The organism is Loktanella atrilutea (assembly GCF_900128995.1).
GTDB classification, from domain to species: Bacteria; Pseudomonadota; Alphaproteobacteria; order Rhodobacterales; family Rhodobacteraceae; genus Loktanella; species Loktanella atrilutea.
Genome location: NZ_FQUE01000001.1, coordinates 355,397 through 379,175, shown reverse-complemented (window position 1 = coordinate 379,175; position 23,779 = coordinate 355,397). Strand labels below are relative to the sequence as shown.

Sequence of the window (23,779 nt, the reverse complement as noted above, 5' to 3'; positions counted from 1 at the left end):
CCTAGTGGTCGTGATCGTGGCCGTGCGGCGCGTCGTCGGTCACATGGATCGCGAACTGGTCCAGTGCGGCGGCCTGCGGCGGCAGGGCGCGGAAGCTTTCGCGCACGCCGTTTTCCGTCAGGTCGCGGGTGACGGTCAGCAGCGTGTTGATGTCGTGACCGGCGCAAAGCTCCGTCATCTGATGCAACTCCTCCAGCGCCGTCGGCCGGGCGGTTTCTACGTCCGGGGCGCCGTAGATCGTCACGAAATGCGCTGCCAGTGCGTCGGCAAGGCGCGCGATCTCGGCCGGCGTGATCGGCGTCACGGCGACGAAACTGGTGCGGCCAAAGGTCTCGACCCCCAGCCAGCCGTTGGTGAAGGCCTGACGCGCCTTGCCGACCAGATCGCCCTGTGACCAATTCGAGAATTCGAAACCGCCGGAAATGCACCATTCGCCGGTCCGCGCGGGGCTGTGAAAGACGCGGGTGTCGCTGTCGTCGAAATGGATCGCGCGGGCGAGGTTCATGCGGTCTTCCTCAGAAAGGTGGTCAGGGGCATCATCCGCGTCCGGTCGCCGGTTTTCAACAGCGGGTTCAGGTCCGCATCGGCGCCGATCAGCGTGCCCGTCGTGCCCGCGATCGCGCATGTGTCGTCCAGTCCGCGCGCCATGCCGGTCCACGCCGCATGCAGCTCTGCCATCCCATCGTGCTGCCACGTGTCGAGGACGAGGAGAACCTGCCGCAGCCAACCGGCCAGCAGCGCGGCGGGTGAGACCTCGCCGCAGCCCTCAGCCTGAAGGGTCGTCGTGTCGGGCGCCTCACCGCCCTCGGCGCCGTCGTCGGCCCAGTGCAATGTCAGGCCGATGACCAGCCAGTCCGGCACCCGGTCGGGATCGTCCGTCGCGGCAGAGATCGTCACCATACCGCAGCCCGCCCCGTTCACGAATACGCCGCCATCGCAGCCCAGTTGAACGACCAGCGCCGGCGGGCCAAGGATGCCCAGCGCCCGCTGCAGGGCCACACCGCAGAGCGGCAGCATCGCCGCACTCTGCCGCAGGGGCAGGTCGGGGGCAAAGACCACCGCCGCCCGCATCCAGTCGTCGCCGAGGTCATGGATGACCAGACCGGCATCCGTTCCGTCAGCCGCCGCGGCACAGGCCAGCGGCCAAGGGTCGGCGCCGGCGCTGGTGTAATCGGTGAAGAGCGGCGGGACGTCGTCTTCTGTCATGCAAGGTCCGCGTCGATCAGGTGCCGGGCGACGCTGCGGAACCCTGCTGCCTGCGCGCTGTCGGGATCGGTCACGACGATCGGCGCACCACCGTCGGCGGCCATGCGGATCGAAAGGTGCAGCGGGATCTCCGCCAGCAGCGGCACGCCCAGCTTCTCGGCCTCGCGAGCGACGCCGCCGTGACCGAAGACGTGTTCCTCGTGCCCGCAGTTGGAACAGATATGGGTGCTCATGTTCTCGATCATGCCGATGATCGGCACGTGCAGTTGCTGGAACATGTCGATACCCTTGCGGGCGTCCAGCAGGGCCACGTCCTGCGGGGTGGACACGATGATCGCGCCGTCGACCCGGGCCTTCTGGGCCAGCGTCATCTGCACGTCGCCGGTGCCCGGCGGCAGGTCGACGATCAGCACGTCGAGCGTGCCCCATTGCACCTGATTCATCATCTGCTGCAGCGCACCCATCAGCATCGGGCCGCGCCAGACGACCGCCTGATCCTCGTTCGTCATCAGGCCGATGGACATCATCGTGACGCCGAAGTTGCGCAGCGGCAGGATCGTCTTGCCGTCGGGGCTGGCGGGCCGGCCAGAGACGCCGAGCATCCGCGGCTGGCTGGGCCCGTAGACGTCAGCGTCCAGCAGGCCGACGCGACGGCCGGCGGCCGACAGGGCGCAGGCAAGGTTCGCGGCCACCGTCGACTTGCCGACACCGCCTTTGCCCGATGCGACGGCGATGATCCGGGCGATACCCGGGATCGGCTGTGGCCCCGCGGGGGCCGCGCGCTGCGGCTTCAAGTCCGGCGGCGCGGCGGGTGTGCTGTGGGCGGTCATCACCACAGAGACCTTGGTCACGCCGTCGAGCGCACCGACAAGACGCTCGGCCTCGGCCTGCACGGGGGCATAGTCGGCGGCGCGGCTGGGGGCAATTTCCAGCACGAAGCGGACGGCGCCGTCATCCACGGTCAGGGCCTTCACGGCGCCAGAGGCGGGCAGCGGGCCGTTCGTCACGGGGTCGGTGATGCCGTTCAGGGCCGTCAGGACGGCGTCGCGGGTGACACTCATGCGGTGGTGTCGTCCTTGTCCATGCCGTCGATCCGGCCGGTCACGACATGTTCCAGATCCAGTCCGTCGATGGTCAGCACCACGCGCGCCTGAAAGGTCTGGCCGGCGGTATCGCCCTTTTCGCGCATCGCGGTCTCGATCGCCTGCTGGCTGGTCACGCCGACCTGTTTCAGGAACTTGCGCATGGACATGTTGAAGGTGTCGTCGGTCATCGGTCTCTCCTAGTTGTCGCGGCGTTTGGTCGGATAGTCGGCACTGGTCCGGGGCCGCGGCCGCGGCGCGCCGCCGAAGGGATTGTCGTCGGAATGATACTGCGCGGCAACGCGGCAGTCGTCGCACATCTGGATCATCCGCAGGGCGGCGGGATTGCTGAACATGGCGTGGCCCGTCAGCTTTGCCGTGATGTTGTCGATCGTCGACTTCACGCCGAAGAGCTCTCCACACGACACGCAGGCAAAGGGCTCCTCCTCGTGCACGACGGTCTGGCGGAAGGCGTCCGGCGTCAGGTTCAGGCGCGGTTCCAGCGTGATCGCATCCTCGGGGCAGATGTTGGCGCAAAGGCCGCACTGCAGGCAGGCGTCTTCCTGAAAGCGCAACTGCGGCAGGTCGGGGTTGTCGCCCAGCGCGCCGGAGGGGCACAGCGACACGCAGGCCAGGCACAGCGTGCAGGCGTCGGTGTCGACGAGGACCGCGCCGTAGGGGGCGTCGGCGGGCAGGTCGATGACCTCTGCCTGCGGCTGCAGGGTGCGGGCGGCCAGGCGCGTGATCTGGCGGCGGGTGCCGATCTGCAGGGTCGGCGTCGCCACCACCGGACCGGCGGGCGTGTCGTAGAGGTGATCCGACAGCGCATCCGGATCGGTCATGTCCAGCAGGACCATCGCGTCGCGCCCGGCGATGGCGTTGGCCAGCGCCGCCTCGCGCACCGGGGCCTCGGTCTCGGTCCTTGGCGACAGCAGCACGGCGACATCGGCAAAGCCCGCACCCAGTGCGGCGACCGCCTCGGCGTGGCCGAAGGCGGCAAGGGCCGCGACCTCCAGCGGGATGACGTCCGCGGGCAGGCCGCGCCCAAAGCGGGCGGCGAGGCGGATCATCTCTGCCCCATGCTCTGCGTCGTGGACCAGCAGGCGGGGGGCGGTGCCGCCTGCCTTGCGGTAGGTCGCGGCGAGCGTGGTCAGGCGGGCGAAGACCGTCTCGACCGGGGGCGCGTCGAAGCTGATCGCGCCGGACGGGCAGACGGCGGAACAGGCGCCGCAGCCCGCGCAGATCATCGGGTCGACGGTGACGTGATCGCCGTCCGGGCTGATCGCGCCGGTCGGGCACAGGTCGAGGCAATTGGTGCAGGCCACCTGTTCCGCGCGGGAATGGGCGCAGAGAGATTTTTCGAGGCGCACGTAAAGCGGCTTCTCGAAGGTGCCGATCATCTGGCTGGCGGCCAGCACGGCGGCAGCGACGGCTGGCTGGCTGGCGGGGTCGGCGCGCAGGTAGCCGTCGCGCTTGGCGTCGGCGGCAAAGAGGGGGCCGTCGCCGCGCAGGTCGAGGATCAGGTCGCACTCTGACCGGGCGCCGTCCTGCGGGGGCGTCAGGGTGGCGGGGCCGCGGCCACCGGGGATGACCTGTCGCAGGGCGTCCATCCGGGTCTCGAACCGGCCCAGCGATCCGGTCGCCTGCACCAGCCGGCCCGTGACGGTGTCGAAGCCGGGATGGCGTTCGACCTCCCACTCCTCGGGCATCAGCAGGGTGACGCCGAGGATGTCCGACAGCGCCTCTGCAGCGCCGACGGCCACAGCGTCACGGCCGAGGATCAGGCAGGTGCCGGCAGAGGTCACGTCCAGCGACCGCACATCAGGCACGGGCAGCATCGCTTCGGCCAGAAGGGCTGCCTGCTTGGGGGTGGCGTCAGCGTCGTCGGTCCAGCCGGCGCGGTCGCGGATGTCGACGAAATCGGGGACCGTGGCGCCGATCTCTGCCGCGAGGGCGGTGAAGCGGGGCGCCTCCTGCCCGCAGGCGATGACGACATCGCCCTGCGCCATCGCGGCAGAGGCCGCATCGATCTGCCGGTCGCAAAGACTGTCGAAGGTGCGCGAACAGGACAGGCCGGTCGCCTCTGACAGGGTTGGGCCGTCGGCGCGCTGGCTGCCAAGGCAGCTGCAGATCAGGACCGGTCTGGACATGGGGAATGCTCCGCTGCGTGCAGACCCCTGTTCATCATCAAACGGGCCGGAGGTAAACCGCAAACCTGCGTGATGCGGGCGGGCCGCGGCGCGACCCCGTGGCAGCGGGGTGGAGTTTGCCCTTGGCGGCGGAGGGGCTTTGCGTCATGTTGTCCGCTGTTCCACCTGACTGCCCCGGACCTGATCGGAGGGTTCACCTTGCACCCGACACAGCCCATGCCCCCTGCCCCCGCGACGCCCGGCGCCTTTGCTGCGTGCGACACCAGCCGCCCGCAGGCCCGCCCGTGACCGACCGGCCGTCGTTCTTTGCCCGCCGCCGTGCCGGGCTGATCGCGGAACGCGCGGCCGAAGAGGCGCCGGTGGCCCCATCCGAGGAGGCCGTGGACAGCCCGGAGCAGGTCCCGGAGGAACTCTCCGACGCGGAACTGCTGGACGCGCTGGACCTGCCGGACCCGGACACCTTGCAGCGCGAGGACGACTTCGCCGCGTTCATGGCGCGCGCCGTGCCGCAGCACCTGCGCAACCGGGCGCTGCGCAGCCTGTGGCGGTCCGACCCGGTGCTGGCCAACCTCGACGGGCTGAACGATTACGATGCGGACTATACCGTCCCCGCGACCGGGCAGGAGATGTTGCGCAGCGCTTACCGGGTCGGACGCGGCCTGTTGTCCGACCCGGTGACCGTGCCCGAGGCGCCCGCTGCGCCGGAACCCGATCCGGTGACCGACCCGACGCCCGCTGCCTTGGCAGAGGCGCCCACGGTCGAAGACCCTGCTCCCCTCGCCGATCCCGCCGCAACCGATCCGCCACCCGTGCCGGAAGACGACACTCCCCCGTTCCCGCGCCGCATGCGCTTTCAATTCGGAGACAGCACATGACCGACGCCACCTCTTCCCTTTCCATCGATCCCGAGGATCGCCTGCGCGCGGACCTTTACGACTTCCTCGCCGTCCTGCTGACTGCACCGCCCGATCAGGCATTGCTGGACCGCACCGCCGGCCTGACCGGGGACGCATCGCGCCTTGGGCAGGGCATCGAGCGGCTGGCGCGGGCGGCGGGTGCCGCGACACCGCAGGCGCTGACCCGCGAATACAACGCGCTGTTCATCGGGGTCGGGCGCGGCGAACTGCTGCCCTACGCCAGCTACTACCTGACCGGCTTTCTGAACGACAAGCCGCTGGCGCGGCTGCGTGGCGACATGAAGACGCTGGGAATCGCCCGGTCCGGCGGCACATCCGATCCCGAGGACAACATCGCCGCCCTGTTCGAGATGATGGCGGGCCTGATCACCGGACGGTTCGGTTCGCCCGCCGGGCCCGCGGCACAACAGGACTTTTTCGACAAGCATATCGGCCCCTGGGCCGACCGCTTCATGACCGATCTGACCCAGGCCGAGGGGGCGGCGTTCTATACCGCCGTCGGCGATCTGGGCCTCGCCTTCCTCGAGATCGAGCGCGAGGCGTTCCGGATGTCGTCCTGACCTGACCTCCCCTTGCCGCCCCTTGTCCTCCGGGCGGCGGCCACCACCATGTCCGTATCCCAAAGACTGCCCGAAAGGCCCACGCCATGACCGATACAGCCCGCACCGTCATCATCCGCGACACCGGCGGCCCCGACGTCTTTCAGATCGAGGATCGCCCCGTCGGCGACCCGGACCGGGGCGAGGTCCGCATCGCGCACAAGGCCTGCGGCCTGAACTACATCGACGTCTATCACCGCAGTGGTGTCTACCCCCTCGACCTGCCGCACGGCATCGGCATGGAAGCCTCTGGCGTGATCGAGGCCGTGGGCGAGGGTGTCACGCACCTCAAGGTCGGCGACCGCGCCGCCTATGCCTCCAACCCGCCGGGTGCCTATTGCGCGGCCCGGGTGATGCCGGCGGCACAGGTCTGCCCCCTGCCCGACGCGATCAGCTTCGAGGAAGGCGCGGCGATGATGCTGCAGGGCATGACGGTCGAATACCTGTTCCACCGCACGGTCCCGCTGAAGGCCGGCGACACTGTCCTGATGCACGCCGCCGCCGGCGGGGTCGGCCTGATCGCCTGCCAGTGGGCGAAAAGCGAGGGTATCACGCTGATCGGGACCGCCGGCAGCGATGCGAAGTGTCAGCTGGCGCTGGATCATGGTGCCACGCACATGATCAACTACGAGGACGAGGATTTCGTCGGTCGCGTCCGCGAGCTGACCAACGGGCGCGGCGTCGACGTGGTGATGGACGCGGTGGGCAAGGATACCTTCGAAGGCTCGCTCGACTGCCTGCGGCCCGTCGGCATGATGATCAGCTTCGGCAATGCCTCTGGCGTGGTGCCGCCGGTCGATCTGGGAATGCTGGGCAAGAAGGGGTCGCTGCAGATCACCCGCCCAACCCTGTTCAGCCATATCGCGGACCACGTGGTTTGTCAGGAAATGGCGCAGCACCTGTTCGACAAGGTCGCCAGCGGTGCCGTCACGATCAACATCGGTCAGAGCTACCCGCTGGACAAGGTGGCAGAAGCGCACCGCGACCTCGAGGCGCGCAAGACGACCGGTTCGACGATCCTGACGCTCTGACACAGGCGTGATCGGGCGGTGAGTGGCCGGGGGCCGCCGCCGCCCCATCTGAGGGCCATGACAGACCTGACCCGACGCCTCTTCCTTGCCGGCACGCTGGCCGCCACCGCAACGCGCCTACCGGCGCAGGCCGCCGGCTGGGACGCCGTGGCGGATCGGGCGCGGAGTCTGGATCAGTTGCACAGCCTGATCGTCGCCCGGAACGGCGCGCGGGTGCTGGCGATCGCGCCGCGCGGACCGGGGCTGGACCGGCTGGCCAACATAAAGTCCGTGTCCAAGACCATCGTCGCGACCCTGACCGGCATCGCCATCGAACGGGGCGAGTTGACCCTCGACAACACCCTGTCCGAAGTTGCCCCGCGCCTGATCCCCGCCGGTGCCGATCCGCGCGTGGCGGACCTGACCGTACAGGACCTCGTGACCATGCGCGCGGGTTTGGAACGCACCTCCGGCCCCGGCTATGGCAGCTGGGTCAGCAGTGGCAACTGGGTCGCCAATGCGCTGTCGCGTCCCTTCGTGGCCGAACCGGGGGGCCGTATGCTGTATTCCACCGGGTCCATCCACGTCCTTGGCGCCGTCCTGTCCACGGTGGCCGACACAAACCTGCTGGACCTTGCGCGCCAGCGTCTGGGCCGCCCGCTCGGTATCGACATCCCGCCATGGACCCGCGACCCGCAGGGCCGCTATCTGGGCGGGAACGAGATGGCACTGACCCCCACGGCCATGCTGCGCTTTGCCGAGATGATCCGGCAGGGCGGCACGTGGGACGGCGCCCGCATCGTCAGCCGCGACTGGATCGCGGCCTCCTTCGCGCCGCAGACCCGCTCTCCCTACTCCGGTCTGTCCTATGGCTACGGCTGGTTTCTGGGCCGCGCCCAAGGGTCCGACTATGCGCTGGCGCGCGGCTACGGCGGGCAGATCATCTGCATCGTCCCGGCGCTTGCGACCAGCGTCGTCATCACGTCCGACCCCACCCTGCCCGCACGCAGCGACGGCTATTTCGGGGTCCTGACCGATCTGATCGAACAGGCCATCATCCCGACCGCGCGGGCCGCCTGACGATTTTACGGTATACACAGGTATACCGCCTTCACGCGCCCATCGATATCCGCTAGGACGTCTGCAATCGCAACGTGCCCAAAGGGGATACCCATGTCCAAGATCAAGGTAGCCAACCCGATCGTCGAACTCGACGGCGACGAAATGACCCGCATTATCTGGGATTTCATCAAGAAGAAACTGATCCTGCCCTATCTGGACGTGGACCTGCTCTACTACGATCTGGGGATGGAGGAGCGTGACCGCACCGACGACCAGATCACCGTGGATGCGGCCAACAAGATCGCCGAAGTCGGCGTCGGCGTGAAATGCGCCACCATCACGCCCGACGAGGCGCGGGTCGAGGAATTCGGCCTCAAGAAGATGTGGCGCAGCCCCAACGGCACGATCCGCAACATTCTGGGCGGCGTAATCTTCCGCGAGCCGATCATCTGCAAGAACGTGCCCCGTCTGGTGCCCGGCTGGACCCAGCCGATCATCGTCGGCCGTCACGCCTTCGGCGACCAGTACAAGGCCACCGACTTCCGCTTCCCGGGCAAGGGCAAGCTGACGATCAAGTTCGTCGGCGACGACGGCGAGACGATCGAACACGAGGTGTTCCAGTCCCCCTCCGCCGGCGTGGCGATGGCGATGTACAACCTCGACGACAGCATTCGCGACTTCGCCCGCGCATCCATGAACTACGGCCTGAAGCGCGGCTACCCGGTCTACCTTTCGACGAAGAACACGATCCTGAAGGCCTACGACGGCCGCTTCAAGGACATCTTCCAGGAGGTCTTCGACCAGGAGTTCGCCGAGGACTTCAAGAAGGCCGGGATCACCTATGAACACCGCCTGATCGACGACATGGTCGCCGCTTCGATGAAATGGTCCGGCGGCTACGTCTGGGCCTGCAAGAACTATGACGGCGACGTGCAGTCGGACACCGTGGCGCAGGGCTTCGGCTCGCTCGGCCTGATGACATCGCAGCTGATGACGCCCGACGGCAAGATCGTCGAGGCCGAGGCCGCCCACGGCACCGTCACCCGCCACTACCGCCAGCATCAGGCGGGCAAGGCGACGTCGACGAACTCCATCGCGTCGATCTTTGCCTGGACCGGTGGCATCAAGCACCGCGCCAAGCTGGACGACAACGCCGAGCTGATGCGCTTTGCCGAGACGCTAGAAAAGGTCGTCGTGGACACGGTCGAGAGCGGCCAGATGACCAAGGACCTTGCTTTGCTGGTTGGCCCGGATCAGAAGTGGCTGACGACCGAAGGCTTCCTCGACGCTGTCGACCAGAACCTGCAAAAGGCGATGTAAGCCCGTTTTTCGGGCAGTCGTTCCGAAATCGAACAGCACAGAGGCCGTCCCCGCCCGGGGGCGGCCTTTCTCGTCTAGACAGGTCATCATTGCTGTCCTATCCGACAGGCATGAGCCCGAGCACCAAGCACAGCCTTCTCGAAGACATCCAGGGCATGGCCCTCGGGGTCTTCCTCTGCGCCCTCGGGCTGACGGTGCTGACGGCGGTCGGCCTGATCACCGGGCAGACGGCGGGATTGGCCGTCATCATCGCCTACCTGACGGGCTGGTCCTTCGGCCTCGTCTTCTTCGTCATCAACCTGCCCTTCTACGTGCTGGCCTGGCGCAGGCTCGGGCCGGTCTTTACCGTGAAGTCGCTGATCTCCGTCACGCTGCTGTCCGTCCTCAGCACGCTGATCCCGCGCGGCATGACCTTCGCCACGCTGAACCCGGCGCTGGCTGCGATTACGTTCGGCGCCGTGACGGGCCTCGGGTTGCTGGCCCTGTTCCGCCACAACGGCAGCCTTGGCGGCCTTGGCGTCGTGGCGCTGCTGGTGCAGGACACGACCGGGTTCAAGGCGGGCTACGTGCAGCTGTCGGTCGATGCGGTGATCTTTGGCGCCGCGTTCTTCCTGTTCCCGGCCACGATCGTGATGTGGTCCCTGCTGGGCGCCGTGGTGCTGAACCTTATCATCACCTTCAACCACCGCCGCGATCGCTACATCGCGACCTGATCCAGATCAGGAATATCCAAACCGCAGCCGCATCGCGCGAATCTTCGCCGCTGCGACGGAACAACGCACCCCGCCCAAGGTTCACCTCCACCAAACCGCCGCACCTTGCGGGCGGTCAGAATGAAGGACGAATTCAAATGGGCGGAATCATCTATCTTGTGGGCCTCGTTGTCGTGGTCATGGCGGTCCTGTCGTTGCTGGGTCTGGGCTAAGCCGCACCGACACCGACATCACCGCATCAAAAGGGTAACACCATGAACACACCGAACACCGCGACGGCCACCGACGGATCCTACGTCGACTGGGCTGCCATTTTCGCGGGCACCGTCGTCGCCGTCGCCATCGGCCTGCTGCTGACCACCTTCGGCGCCGCCCTCGGACTGTCGAGCATCACGCTGGACGGCACCGACGACTCCTCCACCTTCGAGCTGATCCTGACCGCACTGTGGCTGGTCCTGACGTTGATCGCCTCCTACCTTGCAGGCGGTTACATCGCGGGCCGCATGCGTCGCCGCGTCAAGTCCGCCACCAAGGATGAAGTCACCACCCGCGACGGCATCAATGGCCTCACCGTCTGGGGCCTTGGCACGATCATCACCGCCGTGCTGCTGTCCAACGCCGTCAGCTTTGCCGCGAACACCGCAGGCTCCGTCGCCGCCGGCGCTGGTCAGGCCGCGGGGGCCGTCGTGCAGACCGCCGGATCCGCCGTCGGCGGCGTCGCCTCTGGCGTCGCGAATGCCGCCGGTGCCGCGATTCCGGACGAGGCCAAGGCGGACCCGACCGAGTATCTGTCGAACCAGCTTTTGCGTCCCGCACAGGTCGATCCGAACGCCGCCGACCCCGCGCAGGTGGCCCAGCAGGCCGCCAGCATCGTGGCCAATGTCTATCGCACCGGTGAAGTCAGCGATGCCGACCGCACCTATCTGGCCAGCGCCGTCGCCGCGCGCACGAACATGACCCAGCAAGAGGCGCAGGCCCGCGTCGATCAGGTCGTGACGGACGCCCAGACCGCCCGTCAGCAGGCCGCCGATGCGGTGCAGGCCGCCAAGGACGAGGCCCAGCAGCTGGCCGACGAGGCCAAGGCCACGGCCGTCGAAGCCGCCCGTACCGCGCGCAACGCCGGCATCCTGACAGCCTTCGTGCTGGCGGCCGCGGCCCTGATCGCCGGTGTCGCAGCCTTCGCAGGTGCGGTTCACGGCGGTCGCGACCGCGACGCGGGACGCACCTTCCGCGGGCTGCATTATCACGGCTGACGCCCGCACCCCATGCGACGGCAAAGCGCCCCGGCAGCACCGCTGCCGGGGCGCTTTCACATGGATTGACAAGTCGCGGTCCATCGGTGATCCCGGCAGCATGCCATACCATTACCTTGCCCTCGTCATCGCGATCATCGCCGAAACCATCGGCACCACCGCGCTGCAGGCGAGCCAGCAGTTCACCCGCCCCCTGCCCACCGTGGTCTGCATCCTGACCTACATGGCGTCGTTCTACTTCATGGCGCTGGCGCTGAAGGTCATGCCGGTCGGCATCGTCTACGCGATCTGGTCCGGCCTTGGCATCGTGCTGATCGCGGGCATCGGATTCGTCGTCTTCGGCCAGCGGCTGGACCGCGCCGCGGTCCTTGGCCTCGCGCTCATCATCGCGGGCATCGTCGTGATCCAGCTCTTCTCGGACACCACGCCGCACTAAGGGACTAGCCTTTGCTGCGTTTGCACTGTATGCGCGCGACAACTCCGGACAAAGGCAGACCACATGGAAATTCGCAATATTGCGATCATCGCACACGTTGACCACGGCAAAACCACCCTGGTGGACGAGCTTCTGAAGCAATCGGGCGTCTACCGCGCGAACGAGGCGACGACCGAACGCGCCATGGACAGCAACGACATCGAGCGCGAGCGCGGAATCACCATCCTCGCGAAATGCACGAGTGTCGAGTGGAAAGGCACCCGCATCAACATCGTCGACACCCCCGGCCACGCCGATTTCGGCGGCGAGGTGGAGCGGATCCTGTCGATGGTCGACGGTGTCGTCCTGCTGGTCGACGCCGCTGAAGGCCCGATGCCGCAGACGAAGTTCGTGACCTCCAAGGCGCTGGCGCTGGGCCTGCGGCCGATCGTCGTCCTGAACAAGGTCGACAAGCAGGATGCGGAGCCGGATCGCGCGCTGGACGAGGTCTTCGACCTTTTCGCCGCCCTCGACGCCGACGACCAGCAGCTTGATTTTCCGGCGATGTATGCCTCCGGCCGCTCCGGCTGGTGCGACATGGAACTCGACGGTCCGCGCGAAAACCTCGACGCGCTGTTCGACATGATCCTCAAGCACGTGCCGATGCCCAAGCAGATCGAACGCCGCGAAGAGCCGTTCCAGATGCTGGCCACCACGCTGTCCGCCGACCCGTTCATCGGTCGCATCCTGACCGGCCGGGTCGAGGCCGGCACGCTGCGCGCGGGCGAGACCGTGAAGGCGCTGTCGCGCAAGGGCGACAAGATCGAACAGTTCCGCGTGTCCAAGATCCTGGCGTTCCGCGGCCTGTCCCAGACCGCCATCGACGTGGCAGAGGCGGGCGACATCGTCACCCTCGCCGGCATGTCCAAGGCCACCGTGGCCGACACGATCTGCGATCTGTCCGTCGACACCGCGATCCCGGCACAGCCGATCGACCCGCCCACGATCACCGTCACCTTCGGCATCAACGATTCGCCGCTCGCGGGCCGCGACGGCAAGAAGGTGCAGTCCCGCGTGATCCGCGAGCGCCTGATGCGCGAGGCGGAGGTCAACGTCGCGATCAAGATCGCCGACACCCCCACCGGCGATGCCTTCGAGGTTTCGGGGCGTGGCGAGTTGCAGATGGGCGTGCTGATCGAGAACATGCGCCGTGAGGGCTTCGAACTGTCCGTGTCCCGCCCCCAGGTCATCTTCAAGACCGAGGACGGCGTGCGGATGGAGCCGCTGGAAGAAGTCACCATCGACGTGGATGACGAGTACACCGGTGCCGTGGTTGAGAAGCTGACCGGCCCCCGCAAGGGCGACCTGCTGGAGATGAAGCCCGCCGGCGCCGGCAAGACCCGCATCATTGCCCATGTCCCGTCGCGGGGCCTTATCGGCTACCACGGCGAATTCCTGACCGACACCCGCGGATCCGGCGTGCTGAACCGCCTGTTCCACGGCTGGACCCCCTACAAGGGCCCGATCCAGGGTCGCCGGCAGGGCGTGTTGATCTCGATGGAAAACGGCACCTCCGTCTCCTACGCCCTTTGGAAGCTGGAAGATCGCGGCAAGTTCTTCATCGGCGCACAGGAGGCCGTCTACACCGGCATGATCATCGGCGAGCACACCCGTGATAACGACCTCGAGGTGAACCCGCTGAAGGGCAAGCAGCTGACCAACGTCCGCGCCTCCGGCACGGACGAGGCCGTGCGCCTGACGACGCCAATCACGCTGACGCTGGAACAGGCTATCGCCTACATCGACGATGACGAACTGGTCGAAGTCACGCCGAACGCCATCCGCCTGCGCAAGCGCTACCTCGACCCGCACGAGCGCAAGCGCCACGCCAAGGCCAGCTGATCCTTCAAAGGCCCGCCCCTGAGGCGGGCCTATTCACGTCAGGCTCTGTCTGATCCTTCTTCTCGTCACAAATACCTCGGGGGGAGTCGCGCCTCGCGCGACGGGGGGCTGGCCCCCCACCGATTTTTCCCGAAAAATCGGAGTCTCCGAATTTTCTAGAAAATTCGGCTACCTCGCCATCACCGCATCGCCAACCCGCAGCATGCCGCCCGTTGCGACGCTCGCATACCAGCCGCCGTGTCCGCGCACGGCGTTGTATCCGCCCGGCCCCAAAACCTCCTCCATGCGAGAACACGGCGGGCAAGGCCCCTCGACGGTCAACACGACATCACCGATCCGCACCTGCCCCTTGCGCAGGGCCGCGAGGTTGATGCCGGACACGAGCAGATTGCGCCGCAGGTCTGCCGGGGCGACAGCGCGGCCGGTCAGGGCCCCGATCACTGGCAAATGCTCTGCCTGGATCAGCGTCACGGCGCGCTTGCCCGGTCGTGCGTGGTCGCCCGCCAGACCGTCCTCGGCCACCGCAACCCGGTCGACAGGGATCACGGCGCTGCGCCGCGCCGCCCGCAGGCCGATCCAGTCGAGCCGCCCCGCCTGCGCGTGGCGGCTCATCATCTCGGCCAGCGAGGCGGGGCTCACAGCTCTTCGATGATGCTCAACTCGCGCTGCGCAGCGCCCTTGGCGTGAGACAGTGCCGCTTGGTAGGCATCGGAATAATAGCAATCGTGGGCGGCCTGCATCGACGGAAAGCGCGCGACCACGTTGCGCGGCCGATCGGGACCTTCCAGCGTCTCGTAGGCGCCGCCGCGGGCGAGGAAGACGCCGCCGTGATCCGTGATCGCACCCGTCGCGAGGGCTGCGTACTTGCCGTAGGCCTCCGCGTCCGTCACGTGGACGTGCGCCACCCAAAGTGCCGTTTTCATGCCAGTCCCTCCAGAACCGTGCGGGCCGCGGCGATGGCCGCTTCCGCGTTATCGACGGATGCGCCGCCCCCCTGTGCCATGTCGGGTCGGCCACCGCCGCCCTTGCCGCCCAGCTCTGCCACCGCCGCGCGCAGCAGATCGACGGCCGACACCCGGTCCGTCAGATCCGCCGTCACGCCGGCAGCGACAGCGGCCTTGCCGCCGGCCTCGGCGATCAGCAGGACCGCGCCGCTGCCCATGCGGGCCTTCATGTCGTCGATGAGCGCTGGCAGGTCCTTGCCGGTGACGCCCTGCATCAGCTGGCCCTGAAAGGTCACGCCGTTGACCGTCTCGACGCTGGTCTCGGCCTTGCCGCCGCCCATGGCGAGGTCGCGGCGCAGCTGTGCCACTTCGTTGACCAGCGCCTTGCGATCGTCCATCAGGCTGCGCACCCGCTCTGCCACCTCGGCCACCGGCGCCTTCAACGTCGCCGCGACCTGCGCCAGCGTCGCGTCCTGCGCGCGCAGGTGGTTCAGCGCCGCCTGACCGGTCAGCGCCTCGACGCGCCGCACCCCGGCGCTGCTGGCGCTGTCGGCCAGCAGGACGAAGGTGCCGATCTGGCCCAGATGCTTCACATGGGTGCCGCCGCACAGTTCCAGCGACCAGGTCTGCCCGTCGGCCCCCTTGCCGGAGCCGGCCTTGCGCCCCATGGACACGACCCGCACCTCGTCGCCGTATTTCTCGCCAAAGAGCGCCTGCGCCCCCAGTCCGCGCGCATCGTCCGGCGTCATGATCCGCGTCTCGACAGCCGCGTTCTGGCGGATCATGGCATTGACCGTCTCCTCGACCGAGCGCATGTCCTCTGCCGACAGCGCGGCGTTGTGGCTGAAGTCGAAGCGCAGGCGGTCCGCCGCGTTCAGCGATCCGCGCTGCGCGATGTGATCGCCCAGCGTCTCGCGCAGGGCCTCGTTCAGAAGGTGCGTGGCAGAGTGGTTGGCCTGCACCGCGTCGCGGCGATCCATGTCGACGGTCAGTTGCGCCCCCTGCCCGCGGCTGATCTCGCCCATCGTGATCTCTCCGAAGTGGATGAAGACGCCCGCAACCTTCTTGGTGTCGGTGATCCGTGCCATGCCGGTCTCGGTCCTGATCGTGCCCGTGTCGCCGACCTGACCACCGGATTCCGCGTAGAACGGCGTCTGGTTCAGCACGATCTGCACCGTGCCCTTTGCCGTGTCGGTCTGCGCACCGTCGACGACCAGCGCAAGAATCTGGCCCTCTGCGGTCAGCGTGTCGTAGCCGAGGAAATCGGTCAGACCCTTGTCTTCGGCCAGATCGAACCAGACCGACGCATCCGCCGCCTCTCCCGTCCCGGCCCAGGCGGCACGCGCCTTGGCCTTCTGTTCCGCCATGGCGCTGTCAAAGCCTTCGGTATTCACACCGCGCCCCTTTTCGCGCAGCGCGTCCTGCGTGAGGTCCAGCGGGAAGCCGTAGGTGTCGTAGAGCTTGAAGGCCGCCTCGCCGGCGAGGTTCTCGCCTTCGCCAAGCCGCGACACCTCGTCGTCCAGCAGCTTCAGTCCCCGGTCGAGGGTCTGTCGGAAGCGGACCTCTTCGTTCCTCAGCGTCTCTTCGATCAGCGTGCGCGCCTGCCCCAGCTCCGGATAGGCCGCGCCCATTTCCTGCACCAAAGAGGGCACGAGGCGGTACATCAGCGGATCCTGCGCGCCCAGCTGATGCGCATGCCGCATCGCGCGGCGCATGATCCGGCGCAGGACGTAGCCGCGCCCGTCGTTGGATGGCATCACGCCGTCGGCGATCAGGAAAGAGGTCGCCCGCAGGTGGTCCGCGATGACGCGGTGATGCACCTTGCCGGGGCCGTCGGGGTCGGAGCTGGTGGCGTGGGCGCTGGCCTCGATCAGGCTGCGCATCAGGTCGGTATCATAGTTGTCATGCTTGCCCTGCAGCAGCGCGCCGATGCGTTCCAGCCCCATGCCGGTGTCGATCGACTGCATGTCGAGCGGGCGCATCGTGCCGTCCTCGAACTGCTCGTTCTGCATGAAGACGAGGTTCCAGATCTCGATGAACCGGTCGCCGTCCTCCTCGGCGGAGCCCGGAGGGCCGCCCCAGATGCTGTCGCCGTGATCATAGAAGATCTCGGTGCAGGGCCCGCAGGGGCCGGTCGGCCCCATCCGCCAGAAGTTGTCGTCGGTCGGGATACGGATGATCCGGTCGTCGGTGATGCCCGCGACCTTCTTCCAGATCGCGGCCGCTTCGTCGTCCGTGTGATAGACGGTGACCAGCAGCTTGTCCTTGTTCAGGCCGAAATCCTTGGTCAAAAGCTCCCAGGCAAAGGCGATGGCATCGTCCTTGAAATAGTCGCCGAAGCTGAAATTCCCCAGCATCTCGAAGAACGTGTGATGCCGCGCGGTATAGCCCACGTTGTCCAGATCGTTGTGCTTGCCCCCCGCGCGCACGCACTTCTGGGCCGTCGTGGCGCGCTGGTAATCCCGCGTCTCGACCCCCGTGAACAGATTCTTGAACTGCACCATGCCGGAATTCGCGAACATCAAGGTGGGGTCATTGCGCGGCACCAGCGGACTGGACGCCACGACCTCGTGCCCGTTGCGCCCGTAGAAATTCAGGAAGGTCGAACGGATATCGGAAAGGGATGTCATGTCAGCGCCTGTCAACTTGGGTTGCCGTTGAAATAGCGGGGCCATGCCGGACCGTAAAGCCATAACGAAAAAGGGCACGGCCTGCGCCGCGCCCTTTCCCGGGTATTGTCCACGTCGTCCAACGTGTCAGGCGTTTCTGGTGTCGCCCCGCACCGTTCTTTCAAAAGCGTGGCGCTTACATTTCGACCAGATCGTCATCGGAACTGTCGCCGCCTTCGGTCATGGCGAAATCCAGACCGTGGGCGGCGCGGATCTTGTCCTCAATCTCCAGCGCCGTGGCGGGGTTGTCCTTCAGGAACTGCTTGGAATTCTCGCGGCCCTGCCCGATGCGCTCGTCGCCGTAGCTGAACCACGAGCCCGACTTTTCGACGACACCGGCCTTGACACCGAGGTCCAGCAGCTCGCCGGTCTTTGAAATGCCCTCGCCGTACATGATGTCGAATTCGACCTGCTTGAAGGGCGGTGCCACCTTGTTCTTGACGACCTTCACGCGGGTCGAGTTGCCCACGACCTCGTCCCGGTCCTTGATCGACCCGATGCGCCGGATGTCGAGGCGGACCGAAGCATAGAACTTCAGCGCGTTGCCGCCCGTCGTCGTCTCGGGCGATCCGAACATCACGCCGATCTTCATGCGGATCTGGTTGATGAAGATCACCATGCAGCCGGAGCGGTTGATCGACCCGGTCAGCTTGCGCATCGCCTGGCTCATCAGGCGGGCGTGGACGCCGACAGAGCTGTCGCCCATGTCGCCCTCGATCTCCGACTTGGGCGTCAGCGCCGCGACGGAGTCGACGACGACGAGGCTGACGGCGCCGGAGCGGACGAGCGTGTCCACGATCTCCAGCGCCTGCTCGCCCGTGTCGGGCTGCGAGATCAGAAGTTCGTCCAGATTGACGCCCAGTTTCTTCGCATAGGTGGGGTCGAAAGCATGTTCCGCGTCGACGAAGGCGCAGACGCCGCCCTTCTTCTGCTCTTCCGCGATGGAATGCAGGGTCAGCGTCGTCTTGCCCGAGGATTCGGGACCATAGATCTCGATGATGCGGCCCTTGGGCAGGCCGCCGATGCCCAGCGCGATATCCAGCCCCAGCGACCCGGTGCTGGTCGCCTCGATGTCGCGCATCTGATTCTGTCCGCCAAGGGTCATGATCGACCCCTTGCCGAACTGACGCTCGATCTGCGCCAGGGCGCTTTCCAGCGCCTTCTGCTTGTCGGCGGTTTTCTTGTCAGTCATGTTCAGAAGTTCTGCCGTTGCCATGTCAGTCGCGTCCTTATGTCATGCCCGGTGGGTGCGCGGCAACGCCGCAATTCGTTCTTGGTCTGTTCCGACACATGATATGGGACCAAAGCAGGAACATTTCAATCTTTTTCTTAACCATTTTATCCTTGCACCCCAGTGGTTAAAAAAGCGTGCATCCCATAAGGTGGCCGCGATTTATCTGATGCGGAGGTGGCGATGCTGGTGTTCTGGAAGGAAAACCTCGTATTCCTTGCGGTTCCCAAGACCGGCACCACGGCGATCGAAGGCGCGCTGGCGCCGAAGGCCGCCATGGTCCTGCGGGATCCGCCGACGATCAAGCATGCGCCGATCTACCGCTACCGCCGTTTCCTCAAACCGCTGTTCGTTCAGGCCGGCGGGCGGGAGCCGGAGACCATGGCCGTCCTGCGTCATCCCGTCGACTGGCTGGGCAGCTGGTACCGTTACCGGGGTCGGCCCGATCTCGATGGACATCCCAACAGCACGAAGGACATCTCATTCGACGATTTCGTGCTGGAATACACGAAGGGAAAGCCGGCACCCTTCGCGAATGTCGGCAGCCAGGCCAAGTTCGTCTGCGACGGCGACGGGCAGATCGCCGTCGACCATCTGTTCCGGTACGAGGATCAGGACCGCCTGATCGCGTTTCTGGAACGGCGGCTGAACGTCACGCTCGACCTGCCCCGCCTGAACGTCTCGCCGCGGCGGGACACGGCGCTCAGCCCGGCGGTCGAGGCGAAGTTGCGCGACCGGTGCGCGGCGGAGTTCGCAGTCTGGGATCAGGCGTCCGGATCGTCCTGAACCAGCGGCCCCTTGAAGCCGGTCGCGACGACGAATTTCTCAGAACTGTCGGCGCGTGACGCGGGCGGCTTCACGTTGGCCACCTTCTCGAACCGGGACTTCAGCAATTTCTGCAGATTGCCCTCTGCCCCGCCGGCCAGCACCTTGGCGACAAAGGTGCCCCCCGGCGTCAGCACGTCGAAGGCGAATTCCGCCGCCGCCTCGCACAGCGCGATGATCTTCAGATGGTCGGTCTGCTTGTGACCGGAGGATGACGCCGCCATGTCGGACATCACCACATCCGCAGGTCCGTCGAGCCATGCCATGACCAGCTTGTCGGCATCTTCGGACAAAAAGTCGAGCTGATGGATTTCCGCCCCCGGGATCGCCTCCACCTCCTGCAAATCGATGCCGAGCACGCGGCCCTGCGCCTTCGACGGCCGCTCGGCCAGGGCGTTCGCGCGCTTGACCGCGACCTGACACCAGCCCCCGGGGGCGCAGCCCAGATCGACGATCCGCGCGCCGGGGACGAGAAAGCGGTACTTGTCGTCGATCTCGAGGATCTTGTATGCAGCCCGCCCGCGATAGCCCTCGGCCTTGGCCTTCTTGACGTAAGGGTCGTTCAATTGCCGCTGCAGCCAGCGGGTCGAGGACAGCGAGCGACCGCGGGCGGTCTTGACCTTCACGGTCAGGTCGCGCTGGCCGCGACCGGAGGTATTCTTCGTCGGTTTCTTCACGATGTCATCTTCTTCTTCCACTGGCCGGCAAGGAAGCGAAAATTTTTCTGGAAAAATTTTCTCTCCGATTTTTCTAGAAAAATCGGCTCGCGCTCAATACGGCGCATCTTCCAACACTCCATCTGCCGACATCTGCGCATAAAGCAACCCCTCGCGCAGGCCGCGGTCCGCCACCGACAGCCGGTCCGTCGGCCAAAGCCGCATCAGTGCCTGCAGGATCGCCGCCCCGGACATGATCAGCGCCTGCCGGTCGCGCCCGATCCTCGGATCGCTGCGCCGGCCCAATGGTCCCAGCGTCAGGTAGTTGCGGATCACCGTGTCGATCTGGTCGGAGGTCATGCGCAGCCCGTCCACCTTGGTCCGGTCATAGCGCTTCAGCCCCAGATGGCTCGCCGCGACGGTCGTCACCGTCCCGCTGGTGCCGATGATCTGAAAGTTCTCGCGCGCCTGCTCCGACGTATAGGGCGAGAAATTCGCGAGGTTCTCCTCGAAGAACCAGCTCATGAGGGCGAAGCGTGCGGCGTCATCCTCCACGTCGACGAACTGATCGCGCAGGGTGGCCACACCCAGCGGCACGGAAATCCAGTCCACGACCTTGGCCGCAGCAAAGGGACCGGGGTCGGCGGTGAAACCGGCGTGCAGCCGCATGATGGCGCGCGGTCGCTCGCGGGCGGGCACATGACCGAGGTCGATCCAGACGAGCTCGGTCGAGCCGCCGCCGATGTCGACGACCAGCAGCTGCTCCGTCTTGGTGCTGACCAGCGGCGCGCAGGAGATGACGGCCAGCCGCGCCTCCTCCTCAGGCTTGATGATCTCCAGCTTGAGGCCGGTCTCTCGTCGTACCTGAGCCACGAAATTGGCGCCGTTGCGCGCACGGCGGCAAGCCTCTGTCGCGACGAGGCGCATGTGGGTCACCTTGTGACGCTCCAGCTTCTGCTTGCAGATCCGCATCGCCGCGATCGTCCGGTTCATGGACGCGCGGGACAGCTTTCCGCTGCTCTCCAATCCCTGTCCCAGCTGGACGGACTTGGAGAAACTGTCGACCACATGGAACTGGCTGCCCTTCGGCTGGGCAATCAGCATGCGGCACGAGTTTGTCCCCAGATCGAGAGCCGCATAAAGCGTTTCCGGATCCGGGGTCTGTGGCGCGGGGGTATCGACCGCTATCGGGAACGCGCCCGCACCAAGGGGACGCTTGGGCGCCATGGTCACGCCCTCCATTTCGAGTTGCCTCAAGGCTAGGCGCTCGGGCCTGCGCTTGCAAGGGTTTGCCTTGCGGCATGAAGGCGCTTCACCATCATCATGCGGGATTCGGGCGCGCGCGGGTCTGGCCATCGCAGGCGGCGCGGGCGATACCGTCGCGCAGTCAACGCAGAATGTCGAAATTCGACATTCTGCGGGGCACCGGACTGTTAGACAGCGGGGCAGACACGCCCCCGGGGCGCGAGAGGATCACGCGAATGCCAGACGTCACCATCATCTATTGGCGCGACATGCCGGCGCAGGTCATGGTCGGCCGCGGGCGCAAGGCGACCAAGATCCAGCTGCCGGAACGCTTCGAACAGGCCATCGACCGCGCCGCGATGAAGTCGGGTGCCGCCGGCACCGAGGACTATCTGGCCGGCATGCGTCGTGGCGACCCCTATACGATGGAGGGCGACGATGCCGTCGTCGCCAGTTCCGAGGCCGCGCGTCTCGACCGCGACTATACGGCGGACCGCCTGCGGACGCTGATCGACAACGACGGCTGGTCGTGACCGACACGCCGTCCCTGCCCCACAGACTGAAGGAGTCCGTCGTGTCGCTCATGCCCTTTCTCAAGAAGAAACCGGCCCCCGCCGTCGCGCCGGATGCGCAGGTGGCCGCCTTCCTCAAGGATTACTCGATCGAGGTGATGCCCCGCACCGCCGAGAAGGTCGAGGACTTCCAGTCGCTGCTGCCCGCCGGCACCCGCGTCTACATCGCCCATATCGACGGCACCCCGATCGAGGACATGGTCGCCACCGCGAAGCGGCTGGCGCGTGACGGCTACGCCGTGATGCCGCACTTTCCAGCGCGCATCATCAAGGACCGTGCCACACTGACCGACTGGATCGCCCGCTACCAAGGCGAGGCGGGCGTCGATCAGGCCTTGCTGCTGGCCGGTGGCGTCACCCTGCCCCACGGCGACTTCGAGACCTCGATGCAACTGCTCGAGTCCGGCGCCTTCGCCGATTTCAGGCGTCTGCACGTCGCGGGTCATCCGGAAGGCAACCGCGACATCGATCCGGACGGGTCCGACACCAACGTCAGCGAGGCGTTGCGCTGGAAACAGCGTTTCAGCGACACGACGGACGCGCAGATGGCACTGGCGACCCAGTTCTGCTTCGAGGCGGAACCGATCATCGCCTGGGCGGACGCGCTGAAGGACGCAGGAATCACCCTGCCGATCCACATCGGCATCGCCGGTCCCGCCAAGCTGCAGACGATGATCAAGTTCGCGATGGCCTGCGGCGTCGGCCCGTCCCTGCGCGTCCTGCAACGCCGCGCGATGGATGTGACCAAGCTGCTGTTGCCCTACGAGCCGGACGAGGTCATTACCGCCCTTGCCGCGCACAAGGCCGCCCACCCCGACTTCAATGTCACGAACGTGCATTTCTTCCCGCTGGGCGGGATCAAGACCAACGCAAAGTGGGCCATGGACCACGGCGGCGCCAATGCCCGCCCGGCCAACCCGCAGAAGGACCCCGCATGACCCGCACCATCGTCGAATCCAAGACCAAGACCGCCATCATCGGCTTTGACCAGCCCTTCTGCGTGATCGGTGAACGCATCAACCCGACGGGCCGCAAGATCCTCGCCGCCGAACTGGAACGGGGCGATTTCAGCCGGGTCGAGGCCGATGCCATGGCGCAGGTCGCCGCCGGGGCCACGGTGCTCGACATCAACTCCGGTGCGGTCTTTACCAACAAGATGGCCGAGGATCCCCGCTACGCCGACAACAATTTCGTCGAGCCGATGCTGATGCCGGAACTGATCAAGCGCGTGCAGGCCGTCGTCGACGTGCCCTTGTGCATCGACAGCTCGGTCCCCGGCGCGCTGGAGGCAGGTCTGGCCGCCTGTGAAGGCCGTCCGCTGCTGAACTCGGTCACGGGCGAAGAGGAGCGGATGGAACTCGTCCTGCCGCTGGTCAAGAAATACAACGTGCCTGTCGTGGCGATCAGCAACGACGACACCGGCATTTCAGAAGACCCGGAGGTGCGCTTCGCCGTGGCAAAGAAGATCGTGGAGCGCGCCGCCGACTTCGGCATCCCGGCCCATGACATCGTGGTCGATCCGCTGGTCATGCCGATCGGCGCAATGGGGACCGCGGGCCTGCAGGTCTTCACCCTCGTCCGCCGCCTGCGCGACGAGCTGGGCGTGAACACCACCTGCGGCGCGTCCAACATCAGCTTCGGCCTGCCGAACCGCCACGGGATCAACAACGCCTTCCTGCCGATGGCGATGGCGACGGGCATGACGTCCGCCATCATGAACCCGGTCGCCCTGCCGGTGACGGCGGCCAAGATCGAGGCGAAGAAGGCCGAACTTGCCGCCGCCGGGATCATGGTGCCTGACGACATCGACTTGGAGCTGTTCTGCCAGCTGACCGGCCTCGGCTCGACCAAGTCGCGCGCCGGATCCGAAATGGAGGCGATCCGCGCCGCCAACTTCCTGACCGACAACGACCCGTCGGGCGGCGAATGGATCCGCTTCAACCGCGCCGTCGTCGCCGAAGGCGAAGGTCGTGCGCGCACGGGACGCCGCAAGCGCGGTTAACCACGT

The 23,779-nt window shown here is 66.6% G+C and carries 24 protein-coding genes; 13 read left to right on the top strand and 11 right to left on the bottom strand.

Features of this window, described 5'->3' with window-relative positions; genetic code table 11:
• Position 1 precedes the first annotated feature (1 nt).
• From BUA54_RS01795 to BUA54_RS01775, 5 genes are read right to left on the bottom strand one after another with little or no spacing between them, the layout of a single operon-like run.
• A complete protein-coding gene (locus BUA54_RS01795; protein WP_072855487.1) occupies positions 2-505 on the bottom strand; it encodes a DUF6505 family protein in 504 nt (167 codons plus the stop codon).
• Positions 502-1,206 (bottom strand): biotin/lipoate--protein ligase family protein, encoded by a 705-nt coding sequence (locus BUA54_RS01790; RefSeq protein WP_072855486.1) that lies wholly within the window; start codon positions 1,204-1,206, stop codon positions 502-504. The genes BUA54_RS01795 and BUA54_RS01790 overlap by 4 nt, the downstream gene beginning before the upstream one ends.
• Positions 1,203-2,267, bottom strand: a complete 1,065-nt coding sequence (locus BUA54_RS01785; RefSeq protein WP_072855485.1) for an Mrp/NBP35 family ATP-binding protein — start codon at positions 2,265-2,267, stop codon at positions 1,203-1,205. Before BUA54_RS01785 ends, BUA54_RS01790 begins: the two co-directional genes overlap by 4 nt.
• Positions 2,264-2,479: a DUF6494 family protein gene (locus BUA54_RS01780; protein WP_072855484.1), complete on the bottom strand. Its 216-nt coding sequence runs from the start codon at positions 2,477-2,479 to the stop codon at positions 2,264-2,266. Before BUA54_RS01780 ends, BUA54_RS01785 begins: the two co-directional genes overlap by 4 nt.
• A gap of 9 nt (positions 2,480-2,488) precedes the next feature.
• Positions 2,489-4,438, bottom strand: a complete 1,950-nt coding sequence (locus tag BUA54_RS01775; protein ID WP_072855483.1) for a 4Fe-4S binding protein — start codon at positions 4,436-4,438, stop codon at positions 2,489-2,491.
• 284 nt (positions 4,439-4,722) lie between these two features.
• Here BUA54_RS01775 and BUA54_RS01770 point away from each other — a divergent pair, with 284 nt between their 5' ends.
• The 9 genes from BUA54_RS01770 (at position 4,723) to typA (ending at position 13,629) form a co-directional block, all read left to right on the top strand.
• Positions 4,723-5,313: a DUF3306 domain-containing protein gene (locus BUA54_RS01770; protein WP_072855482.1), complete on the top strand. Its 591-nt coding sequence runs from the start codon at positions 4,723-4,725 to the stop codon at positions 5,311-5,313.
• On the top strand, positions 5,310-5,915 hold the full coding sequence (locus BUA54_RS01765; RefSeq protein ID WP_072855481.1) for a TorD/DmsD family molecular chaperone: 606 nt from the start codon (positions 5,310-5,312) through the stop codon (positions 5,913-5,915). Before BUA54_RS01770 ends, BUA54_RS01765 begins: the two co-directional genes overlap by 4 nt.
• 86 nt (positions 5,916-6,001) lie before the next feature.
• Entirely contained in the window at positions 6,002-6,985 is a 984-nt protein-coding gene (locus BUA54_RS01760) for a quinone oxidoreductase family protein (protein ID WP_072855480.1), read from the top strand.
• 57 nt (positions 6,986-7,042) lie between these two features.
• Positions 7,043-8,044 carry a serine hydrolase domain-containing protein gene (locus tag BUA54_RS01755; RefSeq protein WP_072855479.1) on the top strand — a complete coding sequence of 334 codons (1,002 nt, stop codon included), beginning with the start codon at positions 7,043-7,045 and terminating at the stop codon, positions 8,042-8,044.
• A 93-nt stretch (positions 8,045-8,137) separates the two neighbouring features.
• Positions 8,138-9,346: an NADP-dependent isocitrate dehydrogenase gene (locus BUA54_RS01750; protein WP_072855478.1), complete on the top strand. Its 1,209-nt coding sequence runs from the start codon at positions 8,138-8,140 to the stop codon at positions 9,344-9,346.
• A gap of 110 nt (positions 9,347-9,456) precedes the next feature.
• Positions 9,457-10,059, top strand: a complete 603-nt coding sequence (locus BUA54_RS01745; protein ID WP_072856095.1) for a YitT family protein — start codon at positions 9,457-9,459, stop codon at positions 10,057-10,059.
• Positions 10,060-10,313: 254 nt separating this feature from the next.
• Entirely contained in the window at positions 10,314-11,312 is a 999-nt protein-coding gene (locus BUA54_RS01740; protein ID WP_072855477.1) for a hypothetical protein, read from the top strand.
• Positions 11,313-11,412: 100 nt separating this feature from the next.
• Positions 11,413-11,748, top strand: coding sequence for a DMT family transporter (locus BUA54_RS01735; RefSeq protein ID WP_072855476.1), 336 nt, complete (start codon positions 11,413-11,415; stop codon positions 11,746-11,748).
• 63 nt (positions 11,749-11,811) lie between these two features.
• A complete protein-coding gene (gene typA / locus BUA54_RS01730) occupies positions 11,812-13,629 on the top strand; it encodes a translational GTPase TypA (RefSeq protein ID WP_072855475.1) in 1,818 nt (605 codons plus the stop codon).
• Between the two features lie 168 nt (positions 13,630-13,797).
• Here typA and BUA54_RS01725 read toward each other — a convergent pair whose 3' ends face one another.
• The 4 genes from BUA54_RS01725 to recA form a co-directional block, all read right to left on the bottom strand.
• Entirely contained in the window at positions 13,798-14,244 is a 447-nt protein-coding gene (locus BUA54_RS01725) for an MOSC domain-containing protein (protein WP_072856094.1), read from the bottom strand.
• A gap of 20 nt (positions 14,245-14,264) precedes the next feature.
• Positions 14,265-14,552 (bottom strand): DUF1330 domain-containing protein, encoded by a 288-nt coding sequence (locus BUA54_RS01720; protein WP_072855474.1) that lies wholly within the window; start codon positions 14,550-14,552, stop codon positions 14,265-14,267.
• Positions 14,549-17,203, bottom strand: coding sequence for an alanine--tRNA ligase (gene alaS, locus BUA54_RS01715; RefSeq protein ID WP_072855473.1), 2,655 nt, complete (start codon positions 17,201-17,203; stop codon positions 14,549-14,551). Before alaS ends, BUA54_RS01720 begins: the two co-directional genes overlap by 4 nt.
• A gap of 175 nt (positions 17,204-17,378) precedes the next feature.
• Positions 17,379-18,458, bottom strand: a complete 1,080-nt coding sequence (gene recA, locus BUA54_RS01710; RefSeq protein WP_072855472.1) for a recombinase RecA — start codon at positions 18,456-18,458, stop codon at positions 17,379-17,381.
• Between the two features lie 198 nt (positions 18,459-18,656).
• Between recA and BUA54_RS01705 the strand changes: the two genes are divergently transcribed.
• Positions 18,657-19,259 carry a sulfotransferase family protein gene (locus BUA54_RS01705; protein ID WP_072855471.1) on the top strand — a complete coding sequence of 201 codons (603 nt, stop codon included), beginning with the start codon at positions 18,657-18,659 and terminating at the stop codon, positions 19,257-19,259.
• Here BUA54_RS01705 and BUA54_RS01700 read toward each other — a convergent pair.
• Together BUA54_RS01700 and BUA54_RS01695 are read right to left on the bottom strand one after the other, a co-directional pair.
• Entirely contained in the window at positions 19,238-19,978 is a 741-nt protein-coding gene (locus tag BUA54_RS01700; protein ID WP_072856093.1) for an RlmE family RNA methyltransferase, read from the bottom strand. The two genes, BUA54_RS01705 and BUA54_RS01700, sit on opposite strands and share 22 nt — an antisense overlap.
• A 90-nt stretch (positions 19,979-20,068) precedes the next feature.
• Positions 20,069-21,181 (bottom strand): Ppx/GppA phosphatase family protein, encoded by a 1,113-nt coding sequence (locus BUA54_RS01695; protein WP_072856092.1) that lies wholly within the window; start codon positions 21,179-21,181, stop codon positions 20,069-20,071.
• Between the two features lie 254 nt (positions 21,182-21,435).
• Between BUA54_RS01695 and BUA54_RS01690 the strand changes: the two genes are divergently transcribed.
• The 3 genes from BUA54_RS01690 to BUA54_RS01680 are packed head-to-tail and all read left to right on the top strand — an operon-like array spanning position 21,436 to position 23,773.
• A complete protein-coding gene (locus tag BUA54_RS01690; RefSeq protein WP_072855470.1) occupies positions 21,436-21,732 on the top strand; it encodes a virulence factor in 297 nt (98 codons plus the stop codon).
• Positions 21,733-21,782: 50 nt separating this feature from the next.
• Entirely contained in the window at positions 21,783-22,709 is a 927-nt protein-coding gene (locus tag BUA54_RS01685; RefSeq protein WP_143155341.1) for a methylenetetrahydrofolate reductase, read from the top strand.
• A complete protein-coding gene (locus BUA54_RS01680; RefSeq protein ID WP_072855468.1) occupies positions 22,706-23,773 on the top strand; it encodes a methyltetrahydrofolate cobalamin methyltransferase in 1,068 nt (355 codons plus the stop codon). Before BUA54_RS01685 ends, BUA54_RS01680 begins: the two co-directional genes overlap by 4 nt.
• Positions 23,774-23,779: the final 6 nt, after the last annotated feature.

What these genes read in the sequence shown, in the direction of transcription:
- BUA54_RS01780 (WP_072855484.1), bottom strand. Translation starts at nt 2,479, where the DNA reads ATGACCGACGACACCTTCAACATGTCCATGCGCAAGTTCCTGAAACAG.
- BUA54_RS01795 (WP_072855487.1), bottom strand. Translation starts at nt 505, where the DNA reads ATGAACCTCGCCCGCGCGATCCATTTCGACGACAGCGACACCCGCGTC.
- BUA54_RS01725 (WP_072856094.1), bottom strand. Translation starts at nt 14,244, where the DNA reads ATGATGAGCCGCCACGCGCAGGCGGGGCGGCTCGACTGGATCGGCCTG.
- BUA54_RS01750 (WP_072855478.1), top strand. Translation starts at nt 8,138, where the DNA reads ATGTCCAAGATCAAGGTAGCCAACCCGATCGTCGAACTCGACGGCGAC.
- BUA54_RS01695 (WP_072856092.1), bottom strand. Translation starts at nt 21,181, where the DNA reads ATGGCGCCCAAGCGTCCCCTTGGTGCGGGCGCGTTCCCGATAGCGGTC.
- typA (WP_072855475.1), top strand. Translation starts at nt 11,812, where the DNA reads ATGGAAATTCGCAATATTGCGATCATCGCACACGTTGACCACGGCAAA.
- BUA54_RS01720 (WP_072855474.1), bottom strand. Translation starts at nt 14,552, where the DNA reads ATGAAAACGGCACTTTGGGTGGCGCACGTCCACGTGACGGACGCGGAG.
- BUA54_RS01790 (WP_072855486.1), bottom strand. Translation starts at nt 1,206, where the DNA reads ATGACAGAAGACGACGTCCCGCCGCTCTTCACCGATTACACCAGCGCC.
- BUA54_RS01735 (WP_072855476.1), top strand. Translation starts at nt 11,413, where the DNA reads ATGCCATACCATTACCTTGCCCTCGTCATCGCGATCATCGCCGAAACC.
- BUA54_RS01685 (WP_143155341.1), top strand. Translation starts at nt 21,783, where the DNA reads ATGCCCTTTCTCAAGAAGAAACCGGCCCCCGCCGTCGCGCCGGATGCG.
- BUA54_RS01680 (WP_072855468.1), top strand. Translation starts at nt 22,706, where the DNA reads ATGACCCGCACCATCGTCGAATCCAAGACCAAGACCGCCATCATCGGC.
- alaS (WP_072855473.1), bottom strand. Translation starts at nt 17,203, where the DNA reads ATGACATCCCTTTCCGATATCCGTTCGACCTTCCTGAATTTCTACGGG.
- BUA54_RS01775 (WP_072855483.1), bottom strand. Translation starts at nt 4,438, where the DNA reads ATGTCCAGACCGGTCCTGATCTGCAGCTGCCTTGGCAGCCAGCGCGCC.
- BUA54_RS01755 (WP_072855479.1), top strand. Translation starts at nt 7,043, where the DNA reads ATGACAGACCTGACCCGACGCCTCTTCCTTGCCGGCACGCTGGCCGCC.
- BUA54_RS01765 (WP_072855481.1), top strand. Translation starts at nt 5,310, where the DNA reads ATGACCGACGCCACCTCTTCCCTTTCCATCGATCCCGAGGATCGCCTG.
- BUA54_RS01705 (WP_072855471.1), top strand. Translation starts at nt 18,657, where the DNA reads ATGCTGGTGTTCTGGAAGGAAAACCTCGTATTCCTTGCGGTTCCCAAG.
- BUA54_RS01760 (WP_072855480.1), top strand. Translation starts at nt 6,002, where the DNA reads ATGACCGATACAGCCCGCACCGTCATCATCCGCGACACCGGCGGCCCC.
- recA (WP_072855472.1), bottom strand. Translation starts at nt 18,458, where the DNA reads ATGGCAACGGCAGAACTTCTGAACATGACTGACAAGAAAACCGCCGAC.
- BUA54_RS01690 (WP_072855470.1), top strand. Translation starts at nt 21,436, where the DNA reads ATGCCAGACGTCACCATCATCTATTGGCGCGACATGCCGGCGCAGGTC.
- BUA54_RS01745 (WP_072856095.1), top strand. Translation starts at nt 9,457, where the DNA reads ATGAGCCCGAGCACCAAGCACAGCCTTCTCGAAGACATCCAGGGCATG.
- BUA54_RS01740 (WP_072855477.1), top strand. Translation starts at nt 10,314, where the DNA reads ATGAACACACCGAACACCGCGACGGCCACCGACGGATCCTACGTCGAC.
- BUA54_RS01785 (WP_072855485.1), bottom strand. Translation starts at nt 2,267, where the DNA reads ATGAGTGTCACCCGCGACGCCGTCCTGACGGCCCTGAACGGCATCACC.